The following is a 24,465-nucleotide window of genomic DNA, read 5'->3' on the forward strand; positions in this document are numbered from 1 at the left end:
TCCCCCGGGAGCCTTTTTTGGTAATGGTCAGCTTGTTTGCGCATTGAAAGTCAGCATAATCAAGGTCTGAACACCCTTCACCGATTCCGACACCCCCGGAGACCCGTTCTGCATGGCGCAGCACCTCATTGTGGATTTGTACATTTCAGCAGATGACTATCTGCGACATTACAAAGGACAGGTATCACAGGTGGTGTGCGAAGCGCGTGATGGTCGGCGGGTTCGATTCCCGTCCAGTATTCTGCAGCGCTTCGTCACCCGAAGTGGCATACACGGCAGTTTTCGCATTGAATTTGACGATGCCAACAAACTGGTATCCGTTAAACGTATTGCCTGATTGAAGCCTGCTGGCGGCTCTTAAGTCTGGGCTGGGCCGGTGCTATACTGCGCGCCGTCCAAAACGGAGCCTGCCCATGTATAACCTGATCCGCCGTGCCTTGTTTACCCTCAGTCCGGAAACCTCCCACGATCTCAGTCTCGATGGGTTGGGTGCTTTGCAGCGGCTGGGGGTATTGAGCGCGTTCAGCAAGAAACCGGAAGGCCGGCGGACAACGTTGTGGGGCATCGATTTCGAGAATCCGGTCGGTTTGGCTGCCGGGCTCGACAAGAATGCCGATTATCTGGATGCGCTGGGGACCCTCGGCTTTGGCTTTGTTGAAGTGGGCACGGTAACACCGCGGCCACAACCCGGTAATCCGCATCCGCGACTGTTTCGGTTGCCCGAGCATCAGGCAATCATCAACCGAATGGGCTTCAACAACAAAGGTGTCGACTACTTGGTAGAGCGCGTTAAACGCAGCCAATACCGCGGTGTTATCGGCATCAATATCGGTAAGAACAAGGACACTCCGGAAGAAGACGCTCTGAACGATTACCTCACCTGTCTCGACAAAGTTTACGCCCATGCGCACTACGTGGTGGTCAATGTGTCGTCACCGAATACCCCCGGGCTGCGCAATCTTCAGTTTGGCGAGGCGTTGACCCGTTTGCTGGCAGGGCTCAAAGAGCGACAGCAACACTTGACGGCGATTGATGGGTTTAAGCCGCTGCTGATCAAGATCGCCCCGGACATGACCGCCGAAGAAGTGCAGAGTGTGGCCCGGGCCCTGGCAGAGTCTGGCATTGATGGTGTGGTGGCGACCAACACCACCCTGGCTCGCGATGCCGTTGCAGGCCACCCTCATGCAGAGGAAAGCGGCGGCTTGAGTGGCGCCCCCTTGCTCGAGTCGTCGAACCGGGTGCTGACCCTGCTGCGCGAGGTGCTTCCAGCGCAGGTGCCCATCATCGGCGTTGGCGGCATCTGTTCTGCCACTGACGCCCGGAAAAAGTGGGATGCCGGCGCCGATCTGATTCAGATCTACAGCGGGTTCATTTATCAGGGGCCAGGCCTGATTCGGGACTGTGTGCGGGCTTCTTTGTCTCAGGCCAAATAAGGCTGAGTTTGGGTTATAAAGGGGGTAGGGCCAGAGCTGGAAAGGGTTACAAAAAAGCCGGCAGAGTGGCCGGCTTTTGAGTCAAGGGTAGTTAATGTTGGATGACAAGGGTCAGTGGGGCATCAGTACTTCGTTGATACGGTGTACACCGCGTACGCCTGTGAAACCATCCCACTGATCGGATCGTCCTTCGCGCCACCCGTTCATCCACTCCTGATGGACCTCGGGTTTGCCGTCGGGACATAAACTTTTGGATCTACCCTCAAGACCAGCCATGTAGCCTTTTTGATAAGCACGTCCTAGCGGGTCACGTTTTTGTCGCTTCATAAATAGACCTCTCTTTCAGTCCATGGGAATAAACCCGGCCTTCCGAGCCGAGCGCTGTGAAGCTCTTAATACGACTATCCTTCTGGTACTGTTGTATCGAAAGATGGCCACCGGTGTCGATGACCAATTCAGTCTAAAAAACCTCGTTTTAAGTGCTCGATGTCATAAAATGGTGGTTGTAATTGCAACACTGCTCTGGAATCGGTGTTGTGAGGCGAGCCATCTAACCCTGTTCGTGGGTTTTAATAAACTCCCGGCAGTCATTTTTATTTTTTTATAGAGATTTTGTCTAACCATGCCTTCAGACGCTGTTCAAACGCCGCACAACGAAATCTGGATCACCTGTCCGAATGGGTTTCATGCCTTGCTCAAGCGGGAAATTACTGACCTTACCGGTGTGGTCCCGCGCGACTGGGCCCGAGGCATGGCGCTTGACGCCCCTTTACTGGAAGCCTATCGCCTGTGTCTATGGAGCCGGCTCGCCAACCGTATTTATTTGCCACTGGGGCAGACGGACGAGATGAGCATGGACGGGCTCAAGGCATTGGTTGACAGCATCGACTGGGATCAGCATGTGCGGCCCTCGGGCACGCTCAGAGTGGATTTTCAGGGGCACCTGCCGGGTATAGATGACTCCCGGTATGGCGGACAGAAGGTTAAGGATTTTATTGTCGACCAGATGCGCGAACGCCATGGCGTCCGCCCTGATGTGGACCGGGATGCACCGGACATCAGCGTTGTGGTGCTCATTGGGCGCAAACGCATCGACCTGGCGCTTGATCTGTCGGGCGATTCGCTGCACCGGCGTGGTTACCGACGGGCAACCGGTCCGGCCCCGTTGAAGGAGAACCTGGCGGCGGCATTGCTGTTGGCCACTGGTTGGCCTGAGCGAGCACGGGCCGGAGAAAGCTTTATCGATCCGTTGTGTGGTTCGGGCACCTTGGTAATCGAAGCGGCGATGATCGCCGCCGACTTTGCTCCGGGGTTGTTGCGGCCCAGGTTTGGCTTTGAAGGCTGGCTCGGGCATGACCGGGCAGCCTGGAACACCTTGCTGGGTGAAGCGCGCGCCAGGCGCCAGGACGGTGAAGCCGCCATGGTGCCGGTACTTGGATACGATGCCGATGGCGGTGTTGTTGCCCGTGCCAATGAAACCCTGGAGCGGCTTGGCCTCAGTCGCCAGACACGCTGTTATCACAAGCCACTGGCCGAATGGTCGCGGCCCACGCATCTGGCACTCAAGCCTGGACTGGTAGTGACCAATCCGCCCTATGGCGAACGTCTGGGTAACAAACCGGAGTTGCTGTCGCTTTACCTTAAACTGGGTAACCTGGCTCAGACCGAGTTGGCGGACTGGACGGTGGCATTGCTGACGTCCGATACCGTTCTGGCGCGGGAAACGGGGCTGCGTGCTGCCGAGAAACTGCGTTTTTTTAATGGCCCTATAGAAACTCACCTCTATGTGTTTCCGGTCGGAGAGCGCACCGCCCATCAACCCAGTCAGCAGGTGGCGCAGGATGACGCCTTGCGCAATCGGTTGTTAAAAAACCTGAAATTGCGGCAAAAGTGGCTCAAAAAGGAAAGCATAGAAGCCTACCGCTTGTACGACGCTGATTTGCCCGAATTTGCCATCGCCATCGACTGCTACGGCGACAGTCTGCATGTTCAGGAATACGCACCGCCCAAGGAAATACCCGAAGAGAAAGCCCGGCAACGCCTGATGCACGCCCTGGCGGTACTGGGCGACGTCACCGGGATTCCCGCCGAGCGTACCGTGCTCAAGCAGCGCCAGCGTCAGCGTGGCAAACAGCAATACGAACGAAAAGACAGTGCGGGTGACGTCTTCACCATTTCCGAACACGGCGTGAATTTGCAGATTAACCTGAGGGATTATCTCGATACCGGGGTCTTTCTGGATCACCGGCCGACACGGCACTGGATACAACAGCATTCCCAGGGCAAACGCTTCCTGAATTTGTTCAGCTATACCGGCGCGGCAACGGCCCATGCCCTGGTCGGTGGTGCCACCAGTACAACCAGTGTGGATCTGTCGCGCACTTACCTGAACTGGGCGAAAGACAATTTACGCCATAATGGCGGTCAGGTTTCTGGCCATCATCGCTTTATCCAGGCCGATTGCATGACCTGGATTGAAGAAAACAACGAGACGTTTGATCTGATTTTTATGGACCCGCCGACCTTCAGCAACTCGGCCCGTATGACGGATACCCTGGACATACAGCGGGATCACCCGGGCCTGATCCGTGCGGCCATGAACTCACTGGCCAGCGACGGGGTGCTGATATTTTCCAACAACTTCCGCAAGTTCAAGCTGGATCCGGAATTACAGGCCCGGTATGACGTAAAGGACGTGACTCAGGTGTCGATTCCATTCGATTTCAAACGCTCACGCCCGCATCAGTGCTGGCACTTTCACCACAAAGGGTAGTTTCAGCGGCCGGTACGCATTGAATAGGGTTCCCAGGTTATGGCTTGGGGCCCGTGCACCGGAAGATGACAAACTTCGGGTGCTGGCTCACCGGGGTGACCTGACTGAACCAGCGTTTCAGAGTCTTGTGATAGTTGAGGTGCCGGTTTCCAACCACCCAGAATTCGCCGTTGTCCGCCAGGGCGCCTGCAGCCTGCTCGAACAGGCTGTGGGCTATATCGGTGGTTAGGGTAGTGCTCTGATGAAACGGCGGATTGCAGAGAATGAGCGGTAGACCCGTTAGGCCAAGGCCGCTCAGGCCATTGTTGTGATGGAGGTGGACCTGTCGTCCGTTACCGGCTGCACTGGCCGTAGCTGAAGCAGTGGCCTGGCGGCTCTCGTCGATTAGAATGGCCTGGCTGTGCGGATGTCGGTGCAGATAATTCAGCGCCAGAACCCCATTGCCGCAACCCAGGTCCACAAACCGGTCGACCGCCGGTAACTGGTCGAATACAGCCAGAAAGGCCAGTGCGCCCGGGTCGGGGCGGGCTTCGCTGAAACAGCCGGGCAGGGACACCAGGTTGACCTGACCGGCGATATAGTCATGAGCCAATTCTGGCGAGCCTTGATTGAGCGGGTCCGTCAGCGTGACGCACCGGGCTTTTTTGACCGCCAATCCCGGATTGATCTGTCCAAAATACCGCTGCATGACCTTCTGGTGACCTCGGCTCAGGTGTTTGACCATACCGGCTACCCAGCATTGTCCGCCTTCGGCGATTCGCCTGGCGATCTGGCTCAATTGCCACTCAAAAAGCGTCAGCGATTTGGGGGCGTGCAGAATCACCAATGCGTAGTGGTCCTTCAGGTCAGCGCTGGATTCAATAAGACGGGGTGTACTGGCCTGGTTGGCGCTGACGTTCAGCTTCAAGGCTTCACCGGCCATGGCGCTGTCGCTCCACCAGTCCGGGCTGGTCGAAGCCAGGGCCGTCGCCAGTGCGCCAAAACCGTCGTTGACCAGCAGCATCGGGCCAGCAGGGCCGTCGTAAGTCTGGAGCCGCTGCAATACCAGTTCATCGGCCGCGTTGTAAGCTTGCAAGTCCGGGGCCGGTGGCACCCGGCTGAGCGTTAACTGAGTCAGATCCCCAATCATCAGGTTTTAACCAGCACCAGGCCTGCTTCCATGTGATGTGTGTAGGGGAACTGGTCAAAGACGGCAGCGGCCTCAATGCGGTAATCGGAGCCCAGCGCCCGCACGTTGGCAGCGAGGGTGTCCGGGTTGCAGGAGATGTAAACGATACGCTCGAAATGGCGCGCCAGGGCCAGGGTGTCGTCATCGAGACCAGCCCGGGGCGGGTCGACCAGTAAGGTTTTGAAATCGTAGTCCGATACCGCCCATTCGCGCAGACGACGCGATTCGGTCCGCCCGAGCCAAGCGTTGGCGAAGTCTTCACTCGACATCCGGGCAATGGTCAGGTTCTCGATCCCATTGGCCTTGATGTTGTGTTGGGCACTGTGTACCGATACACGGGAAATCTCCGTGGCAAGTGCACGGTTGAAGTTGGTAGCCAGCGGAATTGAGAAATTACCATTGCCGCAATACAGTTCGAGCAAGTCTGCTTCACAGTGGGTTGTGTGGTGTTTGGCCCAGCCCACCATCTGTTCGCAAACGCCAGCATTGGGCTGGGTGAAGGAATTTTCGTATTGCCTGAAATGATAATCCTGCCCCTGAATGGTCAGGGTTTCGTTCACGTAGTCGCGCGACAGAACCAGGCGCTGCTTGCGTGCCCGGCCAATCACCGGGAACCCCCATTGTTCCTGCCAGTGTCGCCCGCGAACTTCCCAGGCATCGTCCAGCGCCTTGTGGTAGATGAGGGTGATGAGGGCGTCGCCTTGCTGGGTGGTAATGAATTCGACCTGAAATAACCGTTCCCGCAGCTGCGGGTCTTCAAGCACGCTGTTGCGCACTTCTGTCATCAGGCGGTTCAGCAGTTTGCTGGCGACCGGGAACTGGTCAACCCGAACCGGGACTTTGGGGTCGGCCGGGTCAAACATGGCGTACCAGGAGTCGTCTCCATCGTGCCAGAACTTGAATTCGGCTCGCATACGGTAGTGGCTGGGGGCTGACCGGAACACCTCGGGCTCGGGTAGGGTGATGCCATCAAACAGCGTTTTCAGGCGCTCAACCTTCTCGGTCAGCTGTGTTTCATACTGTTCGGGCGCAAAAGGGAAGGGCATGACCAGTCCAGTTCAGGATTCGGGCCGCCATTCTAGTTATTCCCGGCTCTCAAACCAGTTTATACCGTTATCTACGTTGACTGATTTTGACAATAGTCGAGTGCCCTGGGAATCAGTATAATTCCCGGCCCTCAATCAGGCGGTTTGGCCTGACGTTTATCATTCATGTTGGAGTTTGCGTGATTCAAGACGCTGTTAATCCCGAATTGGCCACAGAAGCCCCCGATCCGAAAACCGTACTGGGGGATATCCCGGATTTTCTCGGTAACCGTACTCCGCAAGCCTGGGTTGAGAAGGCGCTGGATAACCTGACGGTGCTGCTGATCGACCACGCCCAATGTGAAAAAAAAGCGGCTTCGGCGGCCATGTCGATGATGTACAAATACGTCGATCGCCGTGAGCTGTTGTCGAAAATGAGTAAGCTGGCACGTGAGGAGCTGGTGCATTTCGATCAGGTGCTCAAGTTGATGGATGATCGTGGCATTCAATACACACACCTTACAGCGGGCCGCTATGCCGGCGCCTTACACGAGCTGATTCGCAAGAGCGAGCCGGAAAAGCTGGTCGATCGCTTGATACTGGGGGCTTTTGTGGAAGCCCGTTCCTGTGAGCGATTCGCAGCGCTGGTGCCGGAATTGTACCGCCGGGGCGATGAAGTGCTGGGTCGTTTCTATTTCTCGTTGTTAAAAAGCGAGGCGCGGCATTACAAAGACTATCTGACGCTGGCACGGCAGTATTCAGAGACAGACATTACGGATCGAGTTGCTGCTTTTCGGGAGCTGGAAGCCCGCTTGATTGAATTGCCGGATGAGACCTTCCGGTTTCACAGTGGCCTGCCTGTGCAGGAGTGACGGTCAGTCTTGTCCGAACGTTAACTGGGTGATACTGAACCGGTTAAGCGTTTTGCTATCATGCTCAAATTGCAAATACCAGCCCAGTTCATCCCAATCACCCATTACCAGGCGTTCCCGCTCCGGTTCATTATCATCGGAGACCCTGTGCCAGTCGGCCATATGGGTATGCCCATGGATCAGCCCGGCGTGCCGGGTGCCTTTCAGCGTACGTTTTACGGCTTTTTGATTCACGTCGAAGTGGCGGGGCGCATCCGTTCTGTTTCGGTCTTTGCTGGCCTTGCGCAAGCGTTCGGCCAATGTTAGCCGCCATGCCAGGGGCAGTCGACGCAGGGTGCCCAGCACGGCGGGAGACTGAATGATGGCCCGGTAGCGTTGATAACCTCGGTCATCGGTGCACAGTCGATCACCATGGCTTAACACCCAGGTCTGAGTGCCAAATTGAACTGGGGTCGGGTCTGGAAGCAAGGTCGCGTTGCAGCGTTTGGCGTAGTCGTTGCCGAGGGCAAAATCCCGGTTACCGACCATCAAATAGACCGCTGTGGTTTCAGTCAGTTGATGCAGCCGTTTGGCTATGTCGTCATGCAGGGAGGTAGTGGCGTCGTCACCGACCCAGTATTCGAAGAAATCCCCGAGAATGAACAGGGCTTCGTGCTGGCTGGCAACGTCGTCCAGAAAGGCATAAAAGGCCCGGACCAGGTCCGGGCGGGACTCGCTCAGGTGCAGATCTGAAATCAGAACAGCACGGCGGTGGTGTATCATCCAATCATTCCAGAATAACGGCTTTTTCGATGATGACGTCTTCGGTCGGCACATCCTGATGGCCAGCCTTGAAGGTTGTCGGTACTGCTTTGATTCGATTAACAACATCCATGCCGTCGGTTACCTCACCAAAGACTGCATAACCCCAGCCGTCGGTGCTTTCCGATTTGAAATCCAGGAAGCTGTTGTCAGCAATATTGATGAAAAACTGGGCCGTGGCCGAGTGCGGATCAGCGGTACGGGCCATGGCAATGGTGCCGACGGTGTTCTTAAGGCCGTTGTTGGCCTCGTTGTCGATCGGCGCGCGGGTAGAGCGCTGCTTCATGCCGGGCTCAAAGCCGCCGCCCTGGACCATAAAGCCGTTGATCACCCGGTGAAAGATCAGGCCATCGTAAAAGCCGGCATTCACGTACTCGGCGAAGTTGGCGCTGGTGTTGGGCGCTTTTTCGGTGTTCAGGGTCAGGGTGATGTCACCCAGGTTAGTGGTTAGCAATACGTTCACAGGTTGTCCTCGGGTTATTGCGTGAGATTCAAGTGCAACCGTTTGGTTGCTATCAAGGTGTTTTCCATCAGAGTGGCTACCGTCATCGGACCGACACCGCCAGGCACTGGGGTTATCCAGGCCGCTTTCTCCGAGGCCAGTTCAAAATCCACATCGCCAGTCAGTTTGCCGTCGTCGGTGCGGCTGATACCCACATCGATCACAATGGCGCCTTCTTTGATCCAGTCGCCTTTGATCAGGCCGGGCCGACCAACAGCGGCCACCAGGATATCGGCGCGACGTACGTGTTTTTCAAGATCGACCGTGAACCGATGGGCGCAGGTTGTTGTACAGCCAGCCAGCAGCAATTCCAGCACCATCGGCCGACCAACGTGATTCGAGGCCCCAACAACCAGGGCCTCCTGGCCACGCAGATCCACCCCGGTTTCGCGCAGCAGAGTCATAATGCCTTTGGGGGTGCAGCTTTCGAGCATGGGCCGGCGCTGAACCAGCCGCCCGGCGTTGAACGGGTGAAAGCCATCGACGTCTTTATCCGGGCGGATGCGCTCGACCACGGTATCGGCATTAATATGCTCGGGCAGTGGTAGTTGGACCAGAATGCCATCTATGGAGGCATCGTCATTCAAGTCGTCGATCAGCGCCAGTAACTGAGCTTCTTTGGTAGATGATGGCAAATCGTAACTGACTGATTTGAAGCCTACTTCATCGCAGGCGCGGCGCTTGCTGCCAACATAGACTTCGGAGGCCGGGTCAGTGCCGACCAGAATTACAGCCAGGCCAGGTGGCCGAATCCCCTGGCTGGTCAGGGCGGTGACTTCTTCGGCGACACGGGCGCGTACGCGGCTCGCCGTCGCCTTACCGTCCAGTATGTTTGCGGGCATGGAGAGGTTCCTTGGAAGTTTTGCGGATTTTCGCATGCTCGTCTGGGTCGGGCAAGGAAACACACTCAGTTCAAAGATTGATCGAATTAACAGGAAAAGGGTCTATCGTCTTGTTTTTCCTGAATTTTTTTAAAAAAGTGTTTGACGGCACCCCGGCCCGTCAGTAATATGCGCCCCACGTTGACGAGACGTACTGATCGGAGCATAGCGCAGCCTGGTAGCGCATCTGGTTTGGGACCAGAGGGTCGGGGGTTCGAATCCCTCTGCTCCGACCATTAATTTAGTAAGGTGTCGTCTCGGTGGGCAGGCGGTTTCGCCGCTCTGGTAGCGTGACCTTTTGGGATTACGCGCCCGTAGCTCAACCGGATAGAGCACTCGCCTTCTAAGCGAGTGGTTGCAGGTTCAAGTCCTGCCGGGCGTACCAGTCTCGTAACGATAATTTGTGGTGGGCGTAGCTCAGTTGGTAGAGCCCTGGATTGTGATTCCAGTCGTCGTGGGTTCGAGTCCCATCGTCCACCCCACTTATTATTTCAGAAAAGGCCGGTCTCCGGCTTTTTTTGTATGTGCGCTAAAAAAGTCGGGCGGTTTCTTGCTTCCCGGTGGATTCAATCGTTGGTTGAATCATTATTTGTCAGCAGGGCGGCCGGATACCGTTGACTGGGCTTGAATAGTACCCCCATCACCCCTACATTATCCGCCCCCTAATTAACCCAATGTACAGATCGGGCTTAGTTTACCGGTCATTACCTTATAAAAGAGCAAGAGGAAGCCTCATGCAAGTGTCTGTCGAAGCGACTACCGGACTGGAACGCCGTCTAAAGGTGGGTGTCCCCGCCAGTGAAGTGGATAATGCGGTTAGTGAAAAGCTGAAACAAACAGCTCGCCGCGTGCGCATCGACGGTTTCCGTCCGGGTAAAGTGCCTGTTTCCGTGGTTAAACAGCGTTTTGGTGATGGTATTCGCGCCGAAGTTCTGCAGGAAGTAGTACAGAACAACTACGCAAGAGCCCTGACCGAAGAGAAGCTGACGCCTGCCGGTTCTCCGCGCATTGAATTCACTCAGGACAAAGCGGGCCAGGATGTTGAGTTTGTCGCCACCTTTGAAGTTTTCCCTGAGGTAACACTGGCAGCGTTCGACGGTTATGAGTTCGACAAGCAGTCGGCAGAAATAGCGGATAGCGATATTGATGACATGCTGGCCAATCTGCGCAAGCAGCGTGCTGAATATAAAGTTGTCGATCGTGCCGCAGCCGATACTGATCAGGTCAAGATCGATTTTGTCGGCAAGGTAGATGGCGAAGCGTTTGATGGCGGCAGCGCCGAAGATCAGACCCTGATTCTGGGCTCCAAGTCTATGATTCCAGGCTTTGAAGACGGCATCGTCGGCATGAAAGCCGGTGAAACCAAGGCGGTTGATGTCACCTTCCCGGAAGAATACGGCAACAAGGAACTGGCTGGCAAAGCAGCTGTGTTCGATATCACGCTGAACGAAGTGGCTGAAGCCGAGCTGCCCGAGTTGAACGAGGCCTTCTTTGAAGCTTTCGGCACCAAGGGTACCGACCTTGAAAGCTTCAAAGTTGAAGTTCGCCAGAACATGGAACGCGAAGCTCGCAACGCACTCCAGGCCAAGCTGAAGAACGATGTCATCGAGAAGTTGGTCGAAGACAACAGCCTCGACGTACCTTCAGCGCTGGTTGATGAAGAGATTGGTCGTTTACAGCAGCAAGCCGTTCAGCAGTTCGGTGGTGGCGCCCAAATGGACCCGTCCAGCCTGCCTAAGGAGCTGTTTCAGGAGCAAGCCGAGCGTCGCGTTAAAGTCGGCCTGCTGATGAACGAAGTGATCAACAGTGGCGAGCTGAAAGCAGACGACGCCGAAGTGCGCGCCTACATCGAAGACCAGGCGTCCGTATACCAGGAGCCGCAGCAGGTTATTGACTATTACTACAGCAATCGTGAACTTTTGAACCAAGTTCGTGCTGTGGTTGTTGAAAACGCAGCAATCGACTATATCCTGAGTAAATCCAAGGTGAACGAATCCACCGTAAGTTACCAGGACGCTGTTAAGAACAAGGCGGCGGCACAAGGCTGAATGCCAGTGCCGGCTCTGATGTCGGCAGCATGAGGCAGCAATGAGAGTTGGCGCTTCCTTGGGGGTGCCAACTTTTTTGTTTTTTGAATACCAGGAGTCGAGTCAATGTCAAAGTTTGATGCCAACGGGTCCGCACCCGATATCATGAACGCCAGCGGTCTGGTACCTATGGTCGTTGAGCAGTCGGCTCGGGGTGAACGGTCTTACGATATCTATTCGCGACTGCTGAAAGAGAACGTAATCTTCCTGGTCGGTCAGATTGAAGACCATATGGCCAACCTGATTGTCGCGCAGTTACTGTTTCTGGAAAGCGAGAATCCGGACAAGGACATTTCGCTGTACATCAATTCACCGGGCGGCTCGGTCACCGCTGGCATGGCTATTTACGATACCATGCAGTTCATCAAGCCCGATGTGAGCACCATGTGCATTGGGCAGGCGGCCAGCATGGGCGCGCTGTTACTGACAGCAGGTGCCAAGGGCAAACGTTTCTGCCTGCCCAATTCGCGGATGATGATTCATCAGCCTCTGGGCGGTTTCCAGGGTCAGGCGTCAGACATCGAGATCCATGCGCGTGAAATTCTGGAAATGAAACAGCGTTTGAACGACATCATGGCGTATCATACCGGTCAACCGCTTGAGGTTGTCGAAAAAGACACTGATCGTGATAACTTCATGAAGGCCGACGACGCCGTTAGCTACGGCCTGGTCGATAAGGTCATGCAGAGCCGCAATACTGGCTGATTGTAATGAAATCGCTAAAATACCTGTAAAATCAATCGGTTGATCATGTTTACCAAACAACCACAGTGGTTTCCCTGAAAAAACTTGCATTATCGGGGCTGTGGTTTCATCTTTAATCGAGCAACCGTTACCAATGGAGTAGTTGAATGGCCGACGATAGAACCGGAAAAGGCGAAGACGGTAAGCTGCTGTATTGCTCTTTCTGCGGAAAGAGCCAGCATGAAGTCCGTAAGCTGATTGCCGGGCCTTCGGTGTTCATTTGCGATGAGTGTGTTGATCTGTGTAACGACATCATTCGCGAAGAGCTGCAGGACAATGGTCCCAAGCACGAAAGCAGTAAACTGCCGACTCCCGCGGAAATCCGAGAAACGCTGGACGAATACGTCATTGGCCAGTCGCGCGCCAAAATGGTGCTTTCGGTCGCCGTTTACAATCATTACAAACGCCTGCAGTACGGTGAGCACAACGATGACGTTGAGCTGAGCAAGTCCAATATTCTTCTGATCGGCCCGACAGGCAGCGGTAAAACACTGCTGGCCGAAACACTGGCCCGTATGTTGAACGTACCGTTCACCATTGCCGATGCCACCACCCTGACTGAAGCGGGTTATGTGGGTGAGGATGTCGAGAACATCATTCAAAAACTGCTGCAAAAGTGTGATTACGACGTCGACAAGGCCCAGCGCGGCATTGTCTACATCGATGAGATCGACAAGATCTCCCGGAAATCCGACAACCCCTCCATTACCCGGGATGTCTCCGGCGAGGGCGTGCAGCAAGCTTTATTGAAGCTGATTGAGGGTACCGTGGCGTCAGTACCGCCGCAGGGCGGACGCAAACACCCCCAACAGGAGTTTTTGCAGGTCGACACCGGCAACATCCTGTTTATCTGTGGTGGTGCTTTCGCAGGCCTGGAAAAGGTTATTCGTAATCGCTCTGAAAAGGGTGGTATTGGTTTCAGTGCCACCATGAAGACCAAGGACGAGAACCGGAACCTGGGTGAAACCATTGCCGATGTCGAGCCGGAAGATCTGGTCAAGTACGGCCTGATCCCGGAATTTATTGGTCGTTTGCCCGTGGTTGCTACCCTGACCGAACTGGATGAAGACGCCCTGATTCAGATTCTGACCGAGCCCAAGAACTCCCTGGTGAAGCAGTACCAGAAGTTGTTTGATATGGAAGGTGTCGAGCTGGATTTTCGCATCAGTGCGCTCAAGGCTGTTGCTCACAAGGCTATGGAACGTAAAACCGGTGCCCGGGGCCTGCGCTCCATTCTGGAAAACGTGCTGCTCGACACCATGTATCAGATTCCCTCGGAATCCGGGGTATCGAAGGTGGTTATTGAAGAGAGTGTCATCAAGGGAGAATCCGAACCCCTGCTGATCTATGAAACACAAGACAGCAAGAAAACAGCGGGTGGTCAGCACGACTGATCTGAAAACGGGCTTAAGGGCCCGTTTTTTATTCTGCTATTACGCTGTTGGCGCCTCCGTGTCGCAACCGGACAGGCGAAAGTTTTATTGCCCTAAGCTCTTGATTTGGCGGGCCCAGGCGCCATTATCAATTCAAATCTGAACAGTTTTCGAGGTTCCCATGGAGCATTCTGACTCCCCGGCAGGCGATCCCATCGTATTACCATTGCTTCCATTGCGTGATGTGGTTGTTTACCCGCACATGGTCATTCCGTTGTTTGTTGGTCGCGAGAAGTCCATAGCGGCTCTTCAGGCCGCCATGGACGATGGCAAGAAAATACTGCTGGTCGCCCAGCGCAATGCCTCTGATGATGAGCCCGATCAGAGCGATCTCTATCATGTTGGTACCCTGGCGACGGTGCTGCAATTGTTGCGACTGCCAGATGGCACGGTAAAGGTACTCGTTGAAGGCGTTGATCGTGTCAGCATTGACGAGCTGGAAGAGGGCGAGGAGTACATAAAAGGGCACGCGACGCTAATGACCGGCGGACAGCTGAGTGAGCGCGAGAGCGAGTCACTGGTTCGGCTGCTGATGTCCCAGTTCGACAAATACGTCCAGCTGAGCAAAAAAGTACCCTCAGAAGTGATTACCTCTTTGAACAGTATTGAGGAACCGGGTCGCCTGGCGGATACGATTGCTGCGCATCTGTCGTTGAAGATAGATGAGAAACAGCAGGTGCTGGAACTGTCGGCTGATCGCGACCGTATCGAACATCTGTTGTCGGTTCTGGAAACCGAAATCGACCTGCTGCAAGTCGAAAAGCGCATTCGCGGTCGGGTAAAAAAGCAGATGGAGAAATCCCAGCGCGAGTATTACCTGAACGAACAAATGAAAGCGATTCAAAAAGAACTGGGCGACCTGGATGAAAGTAACCCCAATGAAATTGAAGAGCTAAGCGGTAAGATCGATAACGCTGGCATGCCTAAAGAGGCGCTTGAAAAAGCCAAAGCTGAATTGAACAAGCTGAAAATGATGTCGCCGATGTCGGCGGAATCCTCGGTCGTGCGCAATTACCTCGACTGGATGATCAGCGTACCCTGGTCCAAAAAGTCACGCGTTCGACATGATCTGAAGCGCGCCCAGGAAGTTCTGGAAGAAGACCACTATGGTCTGGATGAGGTTAAGAAACGCATCCTCGAATACCTGGCTGTGCAGCAGCGCGTGAAGAAAGTTAAAGGGCCGGTATTGTGTTTGGTAGGGCCGCCGGGGGTAGGTAAAACCTCCCTGGGTCAGTCCATCGCGCGCGCAACAAACCGCAAATTTGTCCGTATGGCGCTCGGCGGGGTAAGGGATGAATCGGAAATGCGTGGTCACCGCCGTACTTACATTGGCTCGATGCCTGGCAAGGTTGTACAGAAACTGAGCAAGGTTGGGGTGCGTAACCCGCTTTTCCTGCTCGACGAGATCGACAAGATGGGGATGGATCACCGGGGTGACCCGGCGTCTGCCTTACTGGAGATTCTCGACCCGGAACAGAACCACACCTTCAATGACCATTATCTCGAAGTGGATTATGACCTGTCGGATGTGATGTTCATCTGTACCGCCAATTCGATGAACATTCCCGGTCCGCTGCTGGATCGGATGGAGATCATCCGCATTCCGGGTTACACCGAAGATGAAAAAGTGGCGATTGCCGAAAAGTACCTGTTGCCCAAGCAATTAAAGGCCAACGGACTGAAGGCAAATGAACTCAACCTGACAACCGGTGCGATCAGCGACCTGATTCGCTATTACAGCCGGGAAGCGGGTGTTCGTGGGCTTGAGCGGGAAATCGCCAAGGTAGCGCGCAAGGTTGTGATGGCCAACGTGCTGGAAAAAGAAACCAGAACGACAACCATCGACCAGGATAATCTGGAAGAGTTTTCCGGTGTCCACAAATACAAATTCGGATTGGCCGACAAGGAAAATCAGGTCGGTATGGTCACCGGTCTTGCCTGGACATCGGTGGGTGGTGAGTTACTGAACCTCGAGGCCACCTCGGTGCCTGGCAAGGGCCGAACTGTACAGACCGGCTCGCTGGGGGATGTGATGAAAGAATCCATCCAGGCGGCCATGACGGTGGTTCGCAGCCGGGCACAAAGCCTGGGCATCATGCCCAACTTTATTGAGAACCGTGACATCCATGTGCACGTTCCGGAAGGGGCTACCCCCAAGGACGGACCGTCCGCAGGTATTGGCATGGCTACTGCTTTGGTCTCAGTGCTGACTCGTATTCCGGTTCGGGCCGATGTCGCCATGACCGGTGAAATTACCCTGCGCGGGCAGGTGTTGCCCATTGGTGGCTTGAAAGAAAAGCTGCTGGCGGCTCGCCGAGGGGGTATAAAAACCGTTATCATTCCCAAGGAAAATGTCAGGGATTTGAAGGAGATACCGGACAATATCAAGAAAGAGCTGGATATTCGTCCTGTTGAATGGATAGATGATGTGTTAAATGTAGCCCTGGAGCGCAATCCTACGCCCCTGACCGATGCCCAGGTGGAAGCGGAAATGGCCAAGACTCGCTCTGAGAACCAGACATCATCTAGCCTCAGCACTCACTAGAACCGCTTGACAGTGGAATTTTGAGGCTGGTATAAAGTGGGTTCGACATGAATCGAATGCACGGGCTGAAAAGCACAAACAAATAACAAAACAGGTGCAGGGTGCTTTAGTAAGCGCAATGCCCCGGGTTTAACACCCCAGGCATTGCCAGGGACATAAAACTGCATCACAACGAAGTTAAAGGGGAAAAGTGTGAACAAGTCTGAACTGATTGATGCTGTAGCGGCTGCGGCTGACATTCCAAAAGCGGCTGCTGGCCGTGCACTGGATGCAATGATTGACTCTGTAACTGACACGCTGAAAAGCGGTGATCAGGTCGTACTGGTGGGTTTCGGTACCTTTGGCGTTAAAGAGCGTGCGGCCCGTACCGGTCGTAACCCTCAAACTGGCCAGCCGATCGAAATCAAAGCGGCCAAAGTGCCGAGCTTCAAGGCCGGTAAAGCGCTGAAAGACGCCGTAAACTGATTGAAGGGTCTCGGGTGGGAGCCTCAGGCTCTCACCAGAACCCGGTTTAAACCGACAGCGTGTCAGCCCTGATGCGCTTTTTTTTTATCTGAATATCCGTAGTGTCCAGACGGGGTGGGAAGCTAAATGCTCCAGTTTTTCCGTAATGCAGCCAAGGGAGTGACGGGGAAGGTCATCGTCGCCGTTATCGTCGTTGCCTTTGCTTTTTTTGGTGCCGAGTCCATCGTCGGCATTGTAAACAATTCCGACCCGATTGAAGTCAATGGTGAGGGCATCAGCGATGTGCAGGTACAGCGACTGGTCCAGGAACGCCAACAGCAACTGATACAGCAACTGGGTGAAAATGCGACCCCTGAATTGTTGAACTCGTCGTTTATCCGTCAGTCAGTCGTCAACGCCCTGGTCAATGAAGAAATTCAGCGACAGGCGAGTGTTAATCTGGATCTGGCCGTCAGCGAAGAAGAAGTTAATCAGAATATTCTGACCATTGGTGCGTTTCAGTCGAATGGCCGCTTTGATGAAGAAGCCTTTCGTCGGTATATCGCAATCAACGGTTTTACTCCCACAACGTTTCGCACCCAGTTGAGCAGCCAGATACGGCTGGAGCAAATGCAAGCGGGCCTGGTTCGTTCTGCCTTTGAACTGGAGCGAGATGTCGAACGTTCTGCTGCGCTGGAAAGCCAACGCCGGGAAGTGACTTATCGCCGTTACAACGCCGAAGACTTTCTGGATCAGGTCGACGTTACCGAACAGGATATTCAGACTTATTACGAGACCAACAGTGACCAGTTTTTGAACCCGGAGCAGGTTCAGGTTCGCTACGTTGTTCTTAACCAGAGTGATTTGATTCCGGACATGGTGGTGACCGAGTCGGACATAGAGTCCGAATACAATCGCTATGTCGCAGAAACCGAAGCAGAAACGCTACGCGAAGTGTCACATATCCTCTTTGCAGAGGGTGATGACCCCATGACAGCAGCTGAAGCCGCCATGGCGCGTCTGGACGCTGGTGAATCATTTGCTGACTTGGCCGAAGAGTTGTCTGATGACCCGGGAAGCTCGCTCGACGGCGGATATCTGGGCGAGTTGAGTGAAGGCCTCTATGTCGATGAATTCTTTGAGGCGGGTCAGCAACTGCAGGCAGTCGGTGATGTGAGCGATCCGGTACAAACCGAGTTCGGTGTGCATCTGATCCGGCTGGAAACGCTTGAGCAGGCCGATGTCGAGCCGCTGGAAAGCGTTCGTGACGCCCTGGAGCAAGCCGTACGCGAGCGCAAGGCGCGTGAAGAGTTTGGATTGCTTGAAACAGAAATGGCTGATATTGCTTTTCAGAGTGACCGCATTGACGAGGTTGCCGAAACGTTCAATACGGCGGTTCAAACCTCTGACTGGATTAACCGTAACAGCACCTCTGGTATTGCGGCTTCCGCGTCATTCGTAACGGCAGCCTTTTCTGAACCCGTGGTCGACAATGATCTGATCAGCGATGTTGTTCGTCTGGAGAACGGTGGCCTGGCGGTTATGCAACTGGAGGCTTACGAACCGGAGCAAGTGCAACCGCTGGACGCAGTGCGAGACCGGATTGTTGACATTGTAACCAATGAGCAGGCAACCGAGTTGGCTGAGCAGGCTGCGACTGATGACCTGGAACAGGTGAGATCGGAAGGTGTGGTTGCGGATGAGCGCTGGGCTTCATCTATTGTGATCGATCGCGATAACAGCGAATTGCCTTCGAACCTGGTGCAGTTCAGCTTTGAGCTGCCGCGTCCGGCCGCCGATGGTCTGACCGTCGAACGGTTTACCGCTGGTGAAACCGTTTATCTGGTTGCTGTGTTGTCGGTAACGGAAGGTGAGGTCAGTGAGGATGTTCGCCAGTCGGTGGGTGACTACCTGGCGCAGCGTACCGGCCAGGCTGACTATCAGAGTTTCTTCAATGCACTGCGTACCTCTGCCGACGTGCGCATCAGTGGCGCCTTGTCCCAGTAACGGAGTCAGGCGCTCGACCCCTGCGCCAGAAGCGTTGGGTCGGCTATACTGAGTATTGCAAAGGCCGCCTGAGCGGCCTTTTTTAATGGCGGGAGCCTGAGATGAATTCACAGCATCAGAAACTGACCCAGCTACTCGATGAAAATGCCATTACAGCCGAAGATTTTGCCTATTGCCTGGGCATCGAACCGGTACAGGCCGAGCGGCTGTGTACAGGGAAAAAAGCACTGACACCCAAGTTGGCACGGCAAATAGAGCAAACCTTTTCCAAGCCCGCATACTGGCTCGATGATACCCCGGCGACCACCCGGGGCACCGGTCCGAGTTTTGATCTGTTTGGGTAACCGGGGGACTTGTCCATGAATGAAGAACATGCCGCCTTGCTAAAGAACATTCGCCTGGTCGCCTTCGATGTTGACGGCGTGCTAACCGACGGGCGTTTGTACTATGGCCCCGATGGCGAATCCCAAAAGGTTTTTCACGTTCGGGATGGGGTGGCGTTAAAGGTGCTTCCCGATGTTGGCATTGAGGTCGCTGTCGTATCGGCAAAAGACAGTCCCGCACTTCGTGCCCGTTTGAATGACCTTGGCGTTAAACATGCTTTTGTCGGGTGTCACGATAAACTTCAGCGCTTGCAGGCGCTGGCTGGGGAATTGGGATTAGCGCCTAATGAGATCGCCTTTGTCGGGGATGATCTGGTGGATCTGGAGGTGATGGCCTGGTGCGGATGCAGCCTGGCGCCGGCAGACGCTTACAGCTTCGTGTTGGAGAGGGCCAATGTGGTATTGACCGTTGAGGGCGGGCACGGAGTAGCCCGATGTGTGGCGGACCTTGTGCTTAATGCCCAGGGGCTTTATCAGCAGGCTTACACCCTGGCTGCCGACGCTCATTTTGAACGTCGGCGAGACCCTTCAGACCGCTGAGAGCCGACTACCGTATCGGTGAGTCAGCCTGTCACCAGGTCGGGCTGAGCTTTGATGAAGTCATCCAGCGCTTTCATTTGCGCCAGAAACGGCTTTAGCTGTTCCAGCGGCAGGGCACTGGGACCATCGCACTTAGCCTGGTCCGGGTCGGGGTGAGATTCCAGAAACAGCCCCGCAATTTTCTGCGACATGCCAGCCCGGGCCAGGTCCGTTACCTGCGACCGCCGACCGTCGGCCGAGTCGGAGCGGCCACCGGGTTTCTGCAGAGCGTGGGTCACGTCAAAAATGACCGGGTAACCGGTTTGTTTCATGATGCCAAAACCGAGCATATCGACCACCAGGTTGTTGTACCCAAACGAGGTGCCACGCTCACAGAGTATCAGTTGATCGTTGCCCGCTTCTTCGCACTTGCGCAGAATGTGAGCCATTTCGTGAGGGGCCAGAAACTGGGCTTTCTTGATGTTGATGACGGCACCGGTTTTGGCCATCGCCATGACCAAATCAGTCTGGCGGGACAGAAACGCAGGCAGTTGAATAACATCGGCGACGTCGGCAGCCGGCTGGCACTGGTAGGGTTCGTGGACGTCGGTGATCACCGGCACGTTGAAAGTTTGTTTGATCTCCTGCAGTATCTTCAACCCTTCGTCCAGGCCCGGGCCCCGAAACCCTGCAATTGAACTGCGATTGGCTTTGTCGAAGCTGGCCTTGAACACGTAGGGAATGCCCAGATCTTCAGTGATCCTGACATAGTGTTCGGCCATGGTCATCGCCAGGTCGCGACTTTCGATGACATTGATGCCACCAAACAGAGTAAACGGCTGGTCGTTACCGACGGCCAGATCTTGAACAGATACAGCACGCTGTTGCATAACAGTGTCCCTATTGAATTGGGCTGCCATTGTAGCCGTTGACCGCGAGAAGCTAAACCTGCCCATGCTCTCCCCCGAACTGAAAAACACTATTCAGACTGCCTACAGCGAGTACCTCACTGCCCGTGACCTCAAGGCACGCAGCGGTCAGAAGCACATGCTGGCGCACATTGCCCGCACCTTGTCTGAGGTTGAGCTGTCGGCTGATGGCGAGTGTCAGGGCGCAGCACCCATAGCGGTGGTTGAGGCAGGTACCGGTACCGGTAAAACCATTGGCTATGCACTCAGCGCCATCCCGATCGCACAGCATTTCGATAAACGGCTGGTTATCGCCACGGCCACTGTGGCCCTGCAAGAGCAGGTGGTTCAAAAAGACATTCCCGACATTCTGGCTTCCAGCGGTTTGAGCTTTAATGCCGTTCTGGCCAAGGGCCGCGGGCGCTACCTGTGCTTGCAACGCCTGGAACAAAGCATCCAGATGCAGGAAGGCGCGGTGACTGCCTTGTCACTGTTTGAGGAGACGATGGCAGAGGATGAGGCCGCCTTGCAGGTCTATACCGACATGCTGGATCAATTCGGACGAGGGCAGTGGAGTGGTGACCGGGACCAGTGGCCAGACCGCCTCGACGATGAGCTTTGGCGTCCGGTGACCTCCACGCACCGGGAGTGCCTGAACCGTCGTTGCCCGCATTTTCAGAACTGCCCGTTCTATGAAACCCGCAAGGAACTGGAAGACGCCGACGTTATCATTGCCAATCACGATCTGGTGATGGCTGATCTGGCACTGGGTGGTGGGGTGATTCTGCCAGCACCGGCCCAGACCATCTATGTGTTCGATGAAGGGCATCACCTGCCGGACAAGGGGCTTTCCCACTTTGCCAGTCAGCTGCCGTTCAAGCAGACGCTGAATCAGATAGAGGGCTGGCGCAAGCAACTGCCCAAGGTCAGGCTGGAGCTGGCCTACGGTGACTCGGAAGAGCGGCTGCTGGATCAGGTGGAAGCCGCCATCGGTGATGCCCACCTGTGCCTGACCGATGCCTGGGGGGCGCTGGCGCCGGTTCGTCAGCGGCTCGACGGGCATCTGTCGACCCTGACAGTTCATGATCCGGACTGGCTGACCCAGACGCAGGCGTTACTGGCCCCGCTGGAACAGCCGCTGAAGCAACTGTGCACGGCCTTGTTGCGCCTGGACGAGTCAGTTCGCAAGCGCCTGTCTGCCTCTCAGGATGTGGATGAGAAAGGGCGACTGGAACAAACCCTGCCGCTGCTGGGGCGATGGATGGGGCGCGCCGAGCCGGCGCGCGATCTGGTGGTTTCCTGGCTTCAGGAAGACAAGGCAGAGGCACCGCCGACGGCGCGCTGGTTCGACAACATCGACTTGCCGGATTATCAGGATCTGGTGTTGAACGCCAGTCCGGTCTCCGCCCAGTCAATACTGCGACAGCATATATGGAACCGGTGTTTCGGGGCCATTGTGACCTCAGCTACGTTGACCATCGCGGGTGATTTTAATCGCTTCGCCCTCCAGGCCGGTTTGCCAGACCACACCGGGTATTTACAGGTGTCGAGCCCCTTTGATTACCAGTCACGGGTGATCGCGCGCGTACCAGCGATCGCCTGCGATGGTGGCCTGCGCGAGGCGCACACCACAGCGATGATTGAAGCGGTGCAGGAATACCTGCCAACGTCGACCGGGAATCTGGTGTTGTTTTCGTCGCGTCAGCAAATGAATGAGGTGTATCGGGGGCTCAGCGCCGACTGGCAGGAACGCGTGACGTTGCAGGATGCATTACCCAAGAACGCTCTGATCAATCATCACCGGGAGCGGCTTGAAAGCGGCCAGGGCTCTACGTTGTTCGGGCTGGCCAGTCTGGCCGAAGGAGTGGACTTGCCGGGGAACTACCTGACGCACCTGATGATTGCCAAACTGCCGTTTGCGACACCCGATGATCCGATTCTTTCAACCCTGTCTTTGTGGCTGGAACAGCGGGGTTCGAACCCCTTTGCCCAGGTCAGCTTACCGACTGCCATTATTCGGCTGGTTCAGGCCTGTGGCCGATTGATTCGCAACGAATCTGACAGTGGCACGCTCTGGTTTATGGACCGCCGCCTGATCGACAAGCGATACGGCAGCCTGGTTCGTCAGTCACTGCCGGATTATCGCTGGGAAGTGGAGCCCCCCGCGCCGCGTTAGTGGGTGGCGCGGCTCACAGATCCTGTGAATCGAGCAACGATTGCGACAAAGTGCCTTTGGGCAGCTGCATGGTAATGCAGTGCAGGCTGCCGAACTGCTCGATCAATGCCCGGCAGGGCAAACCCACAACCCGGTGCCCGGGGAAGGCATCAGCCAGGCGTTCCAGTGCCGCACCATCCTGGGGAACGCCGTAGGTGGGTACCAGCAAGAGCTGATTGGCAACCAGAAAGTTGGCGTAGGTTGCTGGCAGACGCTGGCCATCCTGATTGAATTGAGCATCGGGCCAGGGCAGTTCAATGAGCCGGTACGGCTTGCCGTGCGCATTGGTGAACGCCGCCAGTTCGTGTTTCATGGCCCTGAGTGCCTCAAAATGCGCATCGGTTTCATCCTGGCACCCCTGAAACACCAGAGTATCTTCAGGCGCAAAGCGGGCCAGGGTGTCGATGTGAGCGTCGGTGTCGTCTCCGGCGAGCGCGCCGTTTTCCAGCCAGAGTATCTGCTGTACCCCAAACCAGGCTTTCAACTTCGTCTCTACCGCCGAGCGCGGCTGGTCACCGTTTCGATTCGGGTTCATCAGGCAGGCCGTGGTGCTAAGCAGGGTGCCCTGGCCGTCCGATTCGATGCTGCCACCTTCCAGTACCCAGTCGACAGGCTGCATGGGCGCCGCAAAGAGACCCTTGTCGGCCATACACTGGTTCAGGGCGTTGTCGTTGCGGGCATCGAATTTTCCGCCCCAGCCGTTGAAGGTGAAATCCAGTAGCAGTGGCTGTTCGTTTTCGAGCACGGTAATGGGGCCGTGGTCGCGGGCCCAGGTGTCATCGCCGTCGACCAATACCAGATGGCACCGGGCCTGGTTGATGCCATCGCGTTCGAACATGACCTTGAGCCGGTCTGTATCAATGCTGGCATGTACCTGAATCACGACATCCTGAGTGTGGCTGAGTGAACTCAGCAGGTCCAGATAGACGTCTTCTGCATCAGACAGAGCGTCAGCCCAGTCACTGTCGGGGTGGGGCCAGGTGATGAGAATGGCATCCTGCGGATTCCATTCAGCGGGCAGGTAGCGTTGGCTCATAGATTATTCGTCACGCCTGAAATAAAAAGGGCAGGCAGTATACAGGCAGTTGGCGGGTTTTGCTTGCCTGTAACGCAACCAATAACGTTCCGTTACAGCAAGCGGGTCTCATGAGCCGCGGCTCTGGGCCTGAACTTTGAACAAGTGCCGGGTTAATGACTGGCGCTGAGTTTCGCTCAACGCCTGGAACTCGAGGTGCACCCGTGTACCGGAGCCGTCGGTAATGGCCTCCGCCACCCGGGCATGGCAGAACAGCGATAAATAACTGGGAGAGAATATTATCGCCAGGGCGAGGTCCTCCCCGACCGGGTGGGCACCCTCAAGCCAGCACTGGCAGCCGCCTTCACTGATGTCGATCGGCTGTGCCTGGAGGTGTTCTGCCTGAGTGGTCTGAATGTGCAGGTAGCGGGTCATCAGAGTCAGTTTGGTGTTGAACAAGTCCATCAATTTGCGCGTGGCCGGGTCTTTGATGCGTTCCAGAAACTCACTGAACTGGGCATCCACGTTCTCAAATTCTTTCAGCACTGCGACCTGATGCAGTTGAGGAAAGTAATCAGCAATGGCCGGGCGCTCCGGATCAAAGGCCGTAGCGGTAATGTAGGCGGTATCGGCGACGCGAAAAAATTCCCGGCGATCAGTGTCCATAGTGCGCTCCTTTGAGAAGGCGGTGTTTGGTGGCAGGTTGCCCG

The 24,465-nt window shown here is 55.6% G+C and carries 22 protein-coding genes and 3 tRNA genes; 16 read left to right on the plus strand and 9 right to left on the minus strand.

The features are described from left to right. Positions 1–112 precede the first annotated feature (112 nt). Together ABJT94_RS10715 and ABJT94_RS10720 are read left to right on the plus strand one after the other, a co-directional pair. Entirely contained in the window at positions 113–337 is a 225-nt protein-coding gene (locus ABJT94_RS10715; protein WP_127555314.1) for a DUF2835 domain-containing protein, read from the plus strand. A 76-nt stretch (positions 338–413) separates the two neighbouring features. Beyond that, positions 414–1,433 (plus strand): quinone-dependent dihydroorotate dehydrogenase, encoded by a 1,020-nt coding sequence (locus ABJT94_RS10720; RefSeq protein ID WP_348475352.1) that lies wholly within the window; start codon positions 414–416, stop codon positions 1,431–1,433. Between the two features lie 111 nt (positions 1,434–1,544). On the opposite strand, the gene rmf is transcribed toward ABJT94_RS10720, so the two are convergent. Further along, positions 1,545–1,760 (minus strand): ribosome modulation factor, encoded by a 216-nt coding sequence (gene rmf / locus ABJT94_RS10725; protein ID WP_127555316.1) that lies wholly within the window; start codon positions 1,758–1,760, stop codon positions 1,545–1,547. 295 nt (positions 1,761–2,055) lie between these two features. On the opposite strand from rmf, the gene rlmKL reads away from it, so the two are divergent. Next, positions 2,056–4,206, plus strand: coding sequence for a bifunctional 23S rRNA (guanine(2069)-N(7))-methyltransferase RlmK/23S rRNA (guanine(2445)-N(2))-methyltransferase RlmL (rlmKL, locus tag ABJT94_RS10730; RefSeq protein WP_348475351.1), 2,151 nt, complete (start codon positions 2,056–2,058; stop codon positions 4,204–4,206). Positions 4,207–4,243: 37 nt separating this feature from the next. Here rlmKL and ABJT94_RS10735 read toward each other — a convergent pair whose 3' ends face one another. Together ABJT94_RS10735 and trmA are read right to left on the minus strand one after the other, a co-directional pair. Next, a complete protein-coding gene (locus tag ABJT94_RS10735) occupies positions 4,244–5,335 on the minus strand; it encodes a methyltransferase (protein ID WP_348475350.1) in 1,092 nt (363 codons plus the stop codon). After that, positions 5,335–6,420: a tRNA (uridine(54)-C5)-methyltransferase TrmA gene (gene trmA, locus ABJT94_RS10740; protein WP_348475349.1), complete on the minus strand. Its 1,086-nt coding sequence runs from the start codon at positions 6,418–6,420 to the stop codon at positions 5,335–5,337. Before trmA ends, ABJT94_RS10735 begins: the two co-directional genes overlap by 1 nt. A 239-nt stretch (positions 6,421–6,659) precedes the next feature. On the opposite strand from trmA, the gene ABJT94_RS10745 reads away from it, so the two are divergent. Further along, positions 6,660–7,271: a tRNA-(ms[2]io[6]A)-hydroxylase gene (locus ABJT94_RS10745; RefSeq protein WP_348475791.1), complete on the plus strand. Its 612-nt coding sequence runs from the start codon at positions 6,660–6,662 to the stop codon at positions 7,269–7,271. Positions 7,272–7,274: 3 nt separating this feature from the next. Here ABJT94_RS10745 and ABJT94_RS10750 read toward each other — a convergent pair whose 3' ends face one another. Genes ABJT94_RS10750 through folD form a run of 3 tightly spaced genes read right to left on the minus strand, consistent with a single transcriptional unit; the run spans position 7,275 to position 9,416 of the window. Next, positions 7,275–8,033: a UDP-2,3-diacylglucosamine diphosphatase gene (locus ABJT94_RS10750; protein WP_348475348.1), complete on the minus strand. Its 759-nt coding sequence runs from the start codon at positions 8,031–8,033 to the stop codon at positions 7,275–7,277. Between the two features lie 4 nt (positions 8,034–8,037). Next, the gene (locus tag ABJT94_RS10755) at positions 8,038–8,535 is read right to left on the minus strand and encodes a peptidylprolyl isomerase (protein WP_127555321.1); all 498 of its coding nucleotides are present in this window, start codon (positions 8,533–8,535) and stop codon (positions 8,038–8,040) included. A 14-nt stretch (positions 8,536–8,549) separates the two neighbouring features. Further along, entirely contained in the window at positions 8,550–9,416 is an 867-nt protein-coding gene (gene folD / locus ABJT94_RS10760) for a bifunctional methylenetetrahydrofolate dehydrogenase/methenyltetrahydrofolate cyclohydrolase FolD (RefSeq protein WP_348475347.1), read from the minus strand. A 198-nt stretch (positions 9,417–9,614) separates the two neighbouring features. On the opposite strand from folD, the gene ABJT94_RS10765 reads away from it, so the two are divergent. From ABJT94_RS10765 to ABJT94_RS10815, 11 genes are all read left to right on the plus strand, one after another. After that, positions 9,615–9,691, plus strand: a tRNA-Pro gene (locus tag ABJT94_RS10765). A gap of 72 nt (positions 9,692–9,763) precedes the next feature. Then, positions 9,764–9,840, plus strand: a tRNA-Arg gene (locus tag ABJT94_RS10770). 21 nt (positions 9,841–9,861) lie between these two features. Next, positions 9,862–9,937, plus strand: a tRNA-His gene (locus tag ABJT94_RS10775). A 252-nt stretch (positions 9,938–10,189) separates the two neighbouring features. Continuing rightward, positions 10,190–11,503: a trigger factor gene (gene tig / locus ABJT94_RS10780; protein WP_348475346.1), complete on the plus strand. Its 1,314-nt coding sequence runs from the start codon at positions 10,190–10,192 to the stop codon at positions 11,501–11,503. 105 nt (positions 11,504–11,608) lie between these two features. Beyond that, positions 11,609–12,247, plus strand: a complete 639-nt coding sequence (gene clpP, locus ABJT94_RS10785; RefSeq protein ID WP_127555324.1) for an ATP-dependent Clp endopeptidase proteolytic subunit ClpP — start codon at positions 11,609–11,611, stop codon at positions 12,245–12,247. 146 nt (positions 12,248–12,393) lie between these two features. Then, on the plus strand, positions 12,394–13,680 hold the full coding sequence (gene clpX / locus ABJT94_RS10790) for an ATP-dependent Clp protease ATP-binding subunit ClpX (RefSeq protein ID WP_348475345.1): 1,287 nt from the start codon (positions 12,394–12,396) through the stop codon (positions 13,678–13,680). A 160-nt stretch (positions 13,681–13,840) separates the two neighbouring features. Continuing rightward, complete coding sequence (gene lon, locus ABJT94_RS10795) at positions 13,841–16,264, plus strand: endopeptidase La (protein ID WP_348475344.1); 2,424 nt, start codon at positions 13,841–13,843, stop codon at positions 16,262–16,264. A gap of 192 nt (positions 16,265–16,456) precedes the next feature. Then, entirely contained in the window at positions 16,457–16,729 is a 273-nt protein-coding gene (gene hupB / locus ABJT94_RS10800) for a nucleoid-associated protein HU-beta (RefSeq protein ID WP_028669965.1), read from the plus strand. 126 nt (positions 16,730–16,855) lie between these two features. Next, entirely contained in the window at positions 16,856–18,715 is a 1,860-nt protein-coding gene (locus tag ABJT94_RS10805; RefSeq protein WP_348475343.1) for a SurA N-terminal domain-containing protein, read from the plus strand. A 101-nt stretch (positions 18,716–18,816) separates the two neighbouring features. Next, on the plus strand, positions 18,817–19,059 hold the full coding sequence (locus ABJT94_RS10810) for a hypothetical protein (protein WP_348475342.1): 243 nt from the start codon (positions 18,817–18,819) through the stop codon (positions 19,057–19,059). Positions 19,060–19,074: 15 nt separating this feature from the next. Continuing rightward, the gene (locus ABJT94_RS10815; RefSeq protein WP_348475341.1) at positions 19,075–19,638 is read left to right on the plus strand and encodes an HAD-IIIA family hydrolase; all 564 of its coding nucleotides are present in this window, start codon (positions 19,075–19,077) and stop codon (positions 19,636–19,638) included. Positions 19,639–19,661: 23 nt separating this feature from the next. On the opposite strand, the gene kdsA is transcribed toward ABJT94_RS10815, so the two are convergent. Further along, positions 19,662–20,507: a 3-deoxy-8-phosphooctulonate synthase gene (gene kdsA, locus ABJT94_RS10820; protein WP_213677962.1), complete on the minus strand. Its 846-nt coding sequence runs from the start codon at positions 20,505–20,507 to the stop codon at positions 19,662–19,664. 13 nt (positions 20,508–20,520) lie between these two features. On the opposite strand from kdsA, the gene dinG reads away from it, so the two are divergent. Then, a complete protein-coding gene (gene dinG / locus ABJT94_RS10825; protein WP_348475340.1) occupies positions 20,521–22,701 on the plus strand; it encodes an ATP-dependent DNA helicase DinG in 2,181 nt (726 codons plus the stop codon). Between the two features lie 13 nt (positions 22,702–22,714). On the opposite strand, the gene ABJT94_RS10830 is transcribed toward dinG, so the two are convergent. After that, the gene (locus tag ABJT94_RS10830; RefSeq protein ID WP_348475339.1) at positions 22,715–23,776 is read right to left on the minus strand and encodes an agmatine deiminase family protein; all 1,062 of its coding nucleotides are present in this window, start codon (positions 23,774–23,776) and stop codon (positions 22,715–22,717) included. A 108-nt stretch (positions 23,777–23,884) separates the two neighbouring features. Next, positions 23,885–24,421 carry a PilZ domain-containing protein gene (locus tag ABJT94_RS10835; RefSeq protein ID WP_348475337.1) on the minus strand — a complete coding sequence of 179 codons (537 nt, stop codon included), beginning with the start codon at positions 24,419–24,421 and terminating at the stop codon, positions 23,885–23,887. Positions 24,422–24,465: the final 44 nt, after the last annotated feature.

It is taken from the genome of Saccharospirillum sp. (assembly GCF_039982735.1).
Classification (GTDB): Bacteria; Pseudomonadota; Gammaproteobacteria; order Pseudomonadales; family Natronospirillaceae; genus Saccharospirillum.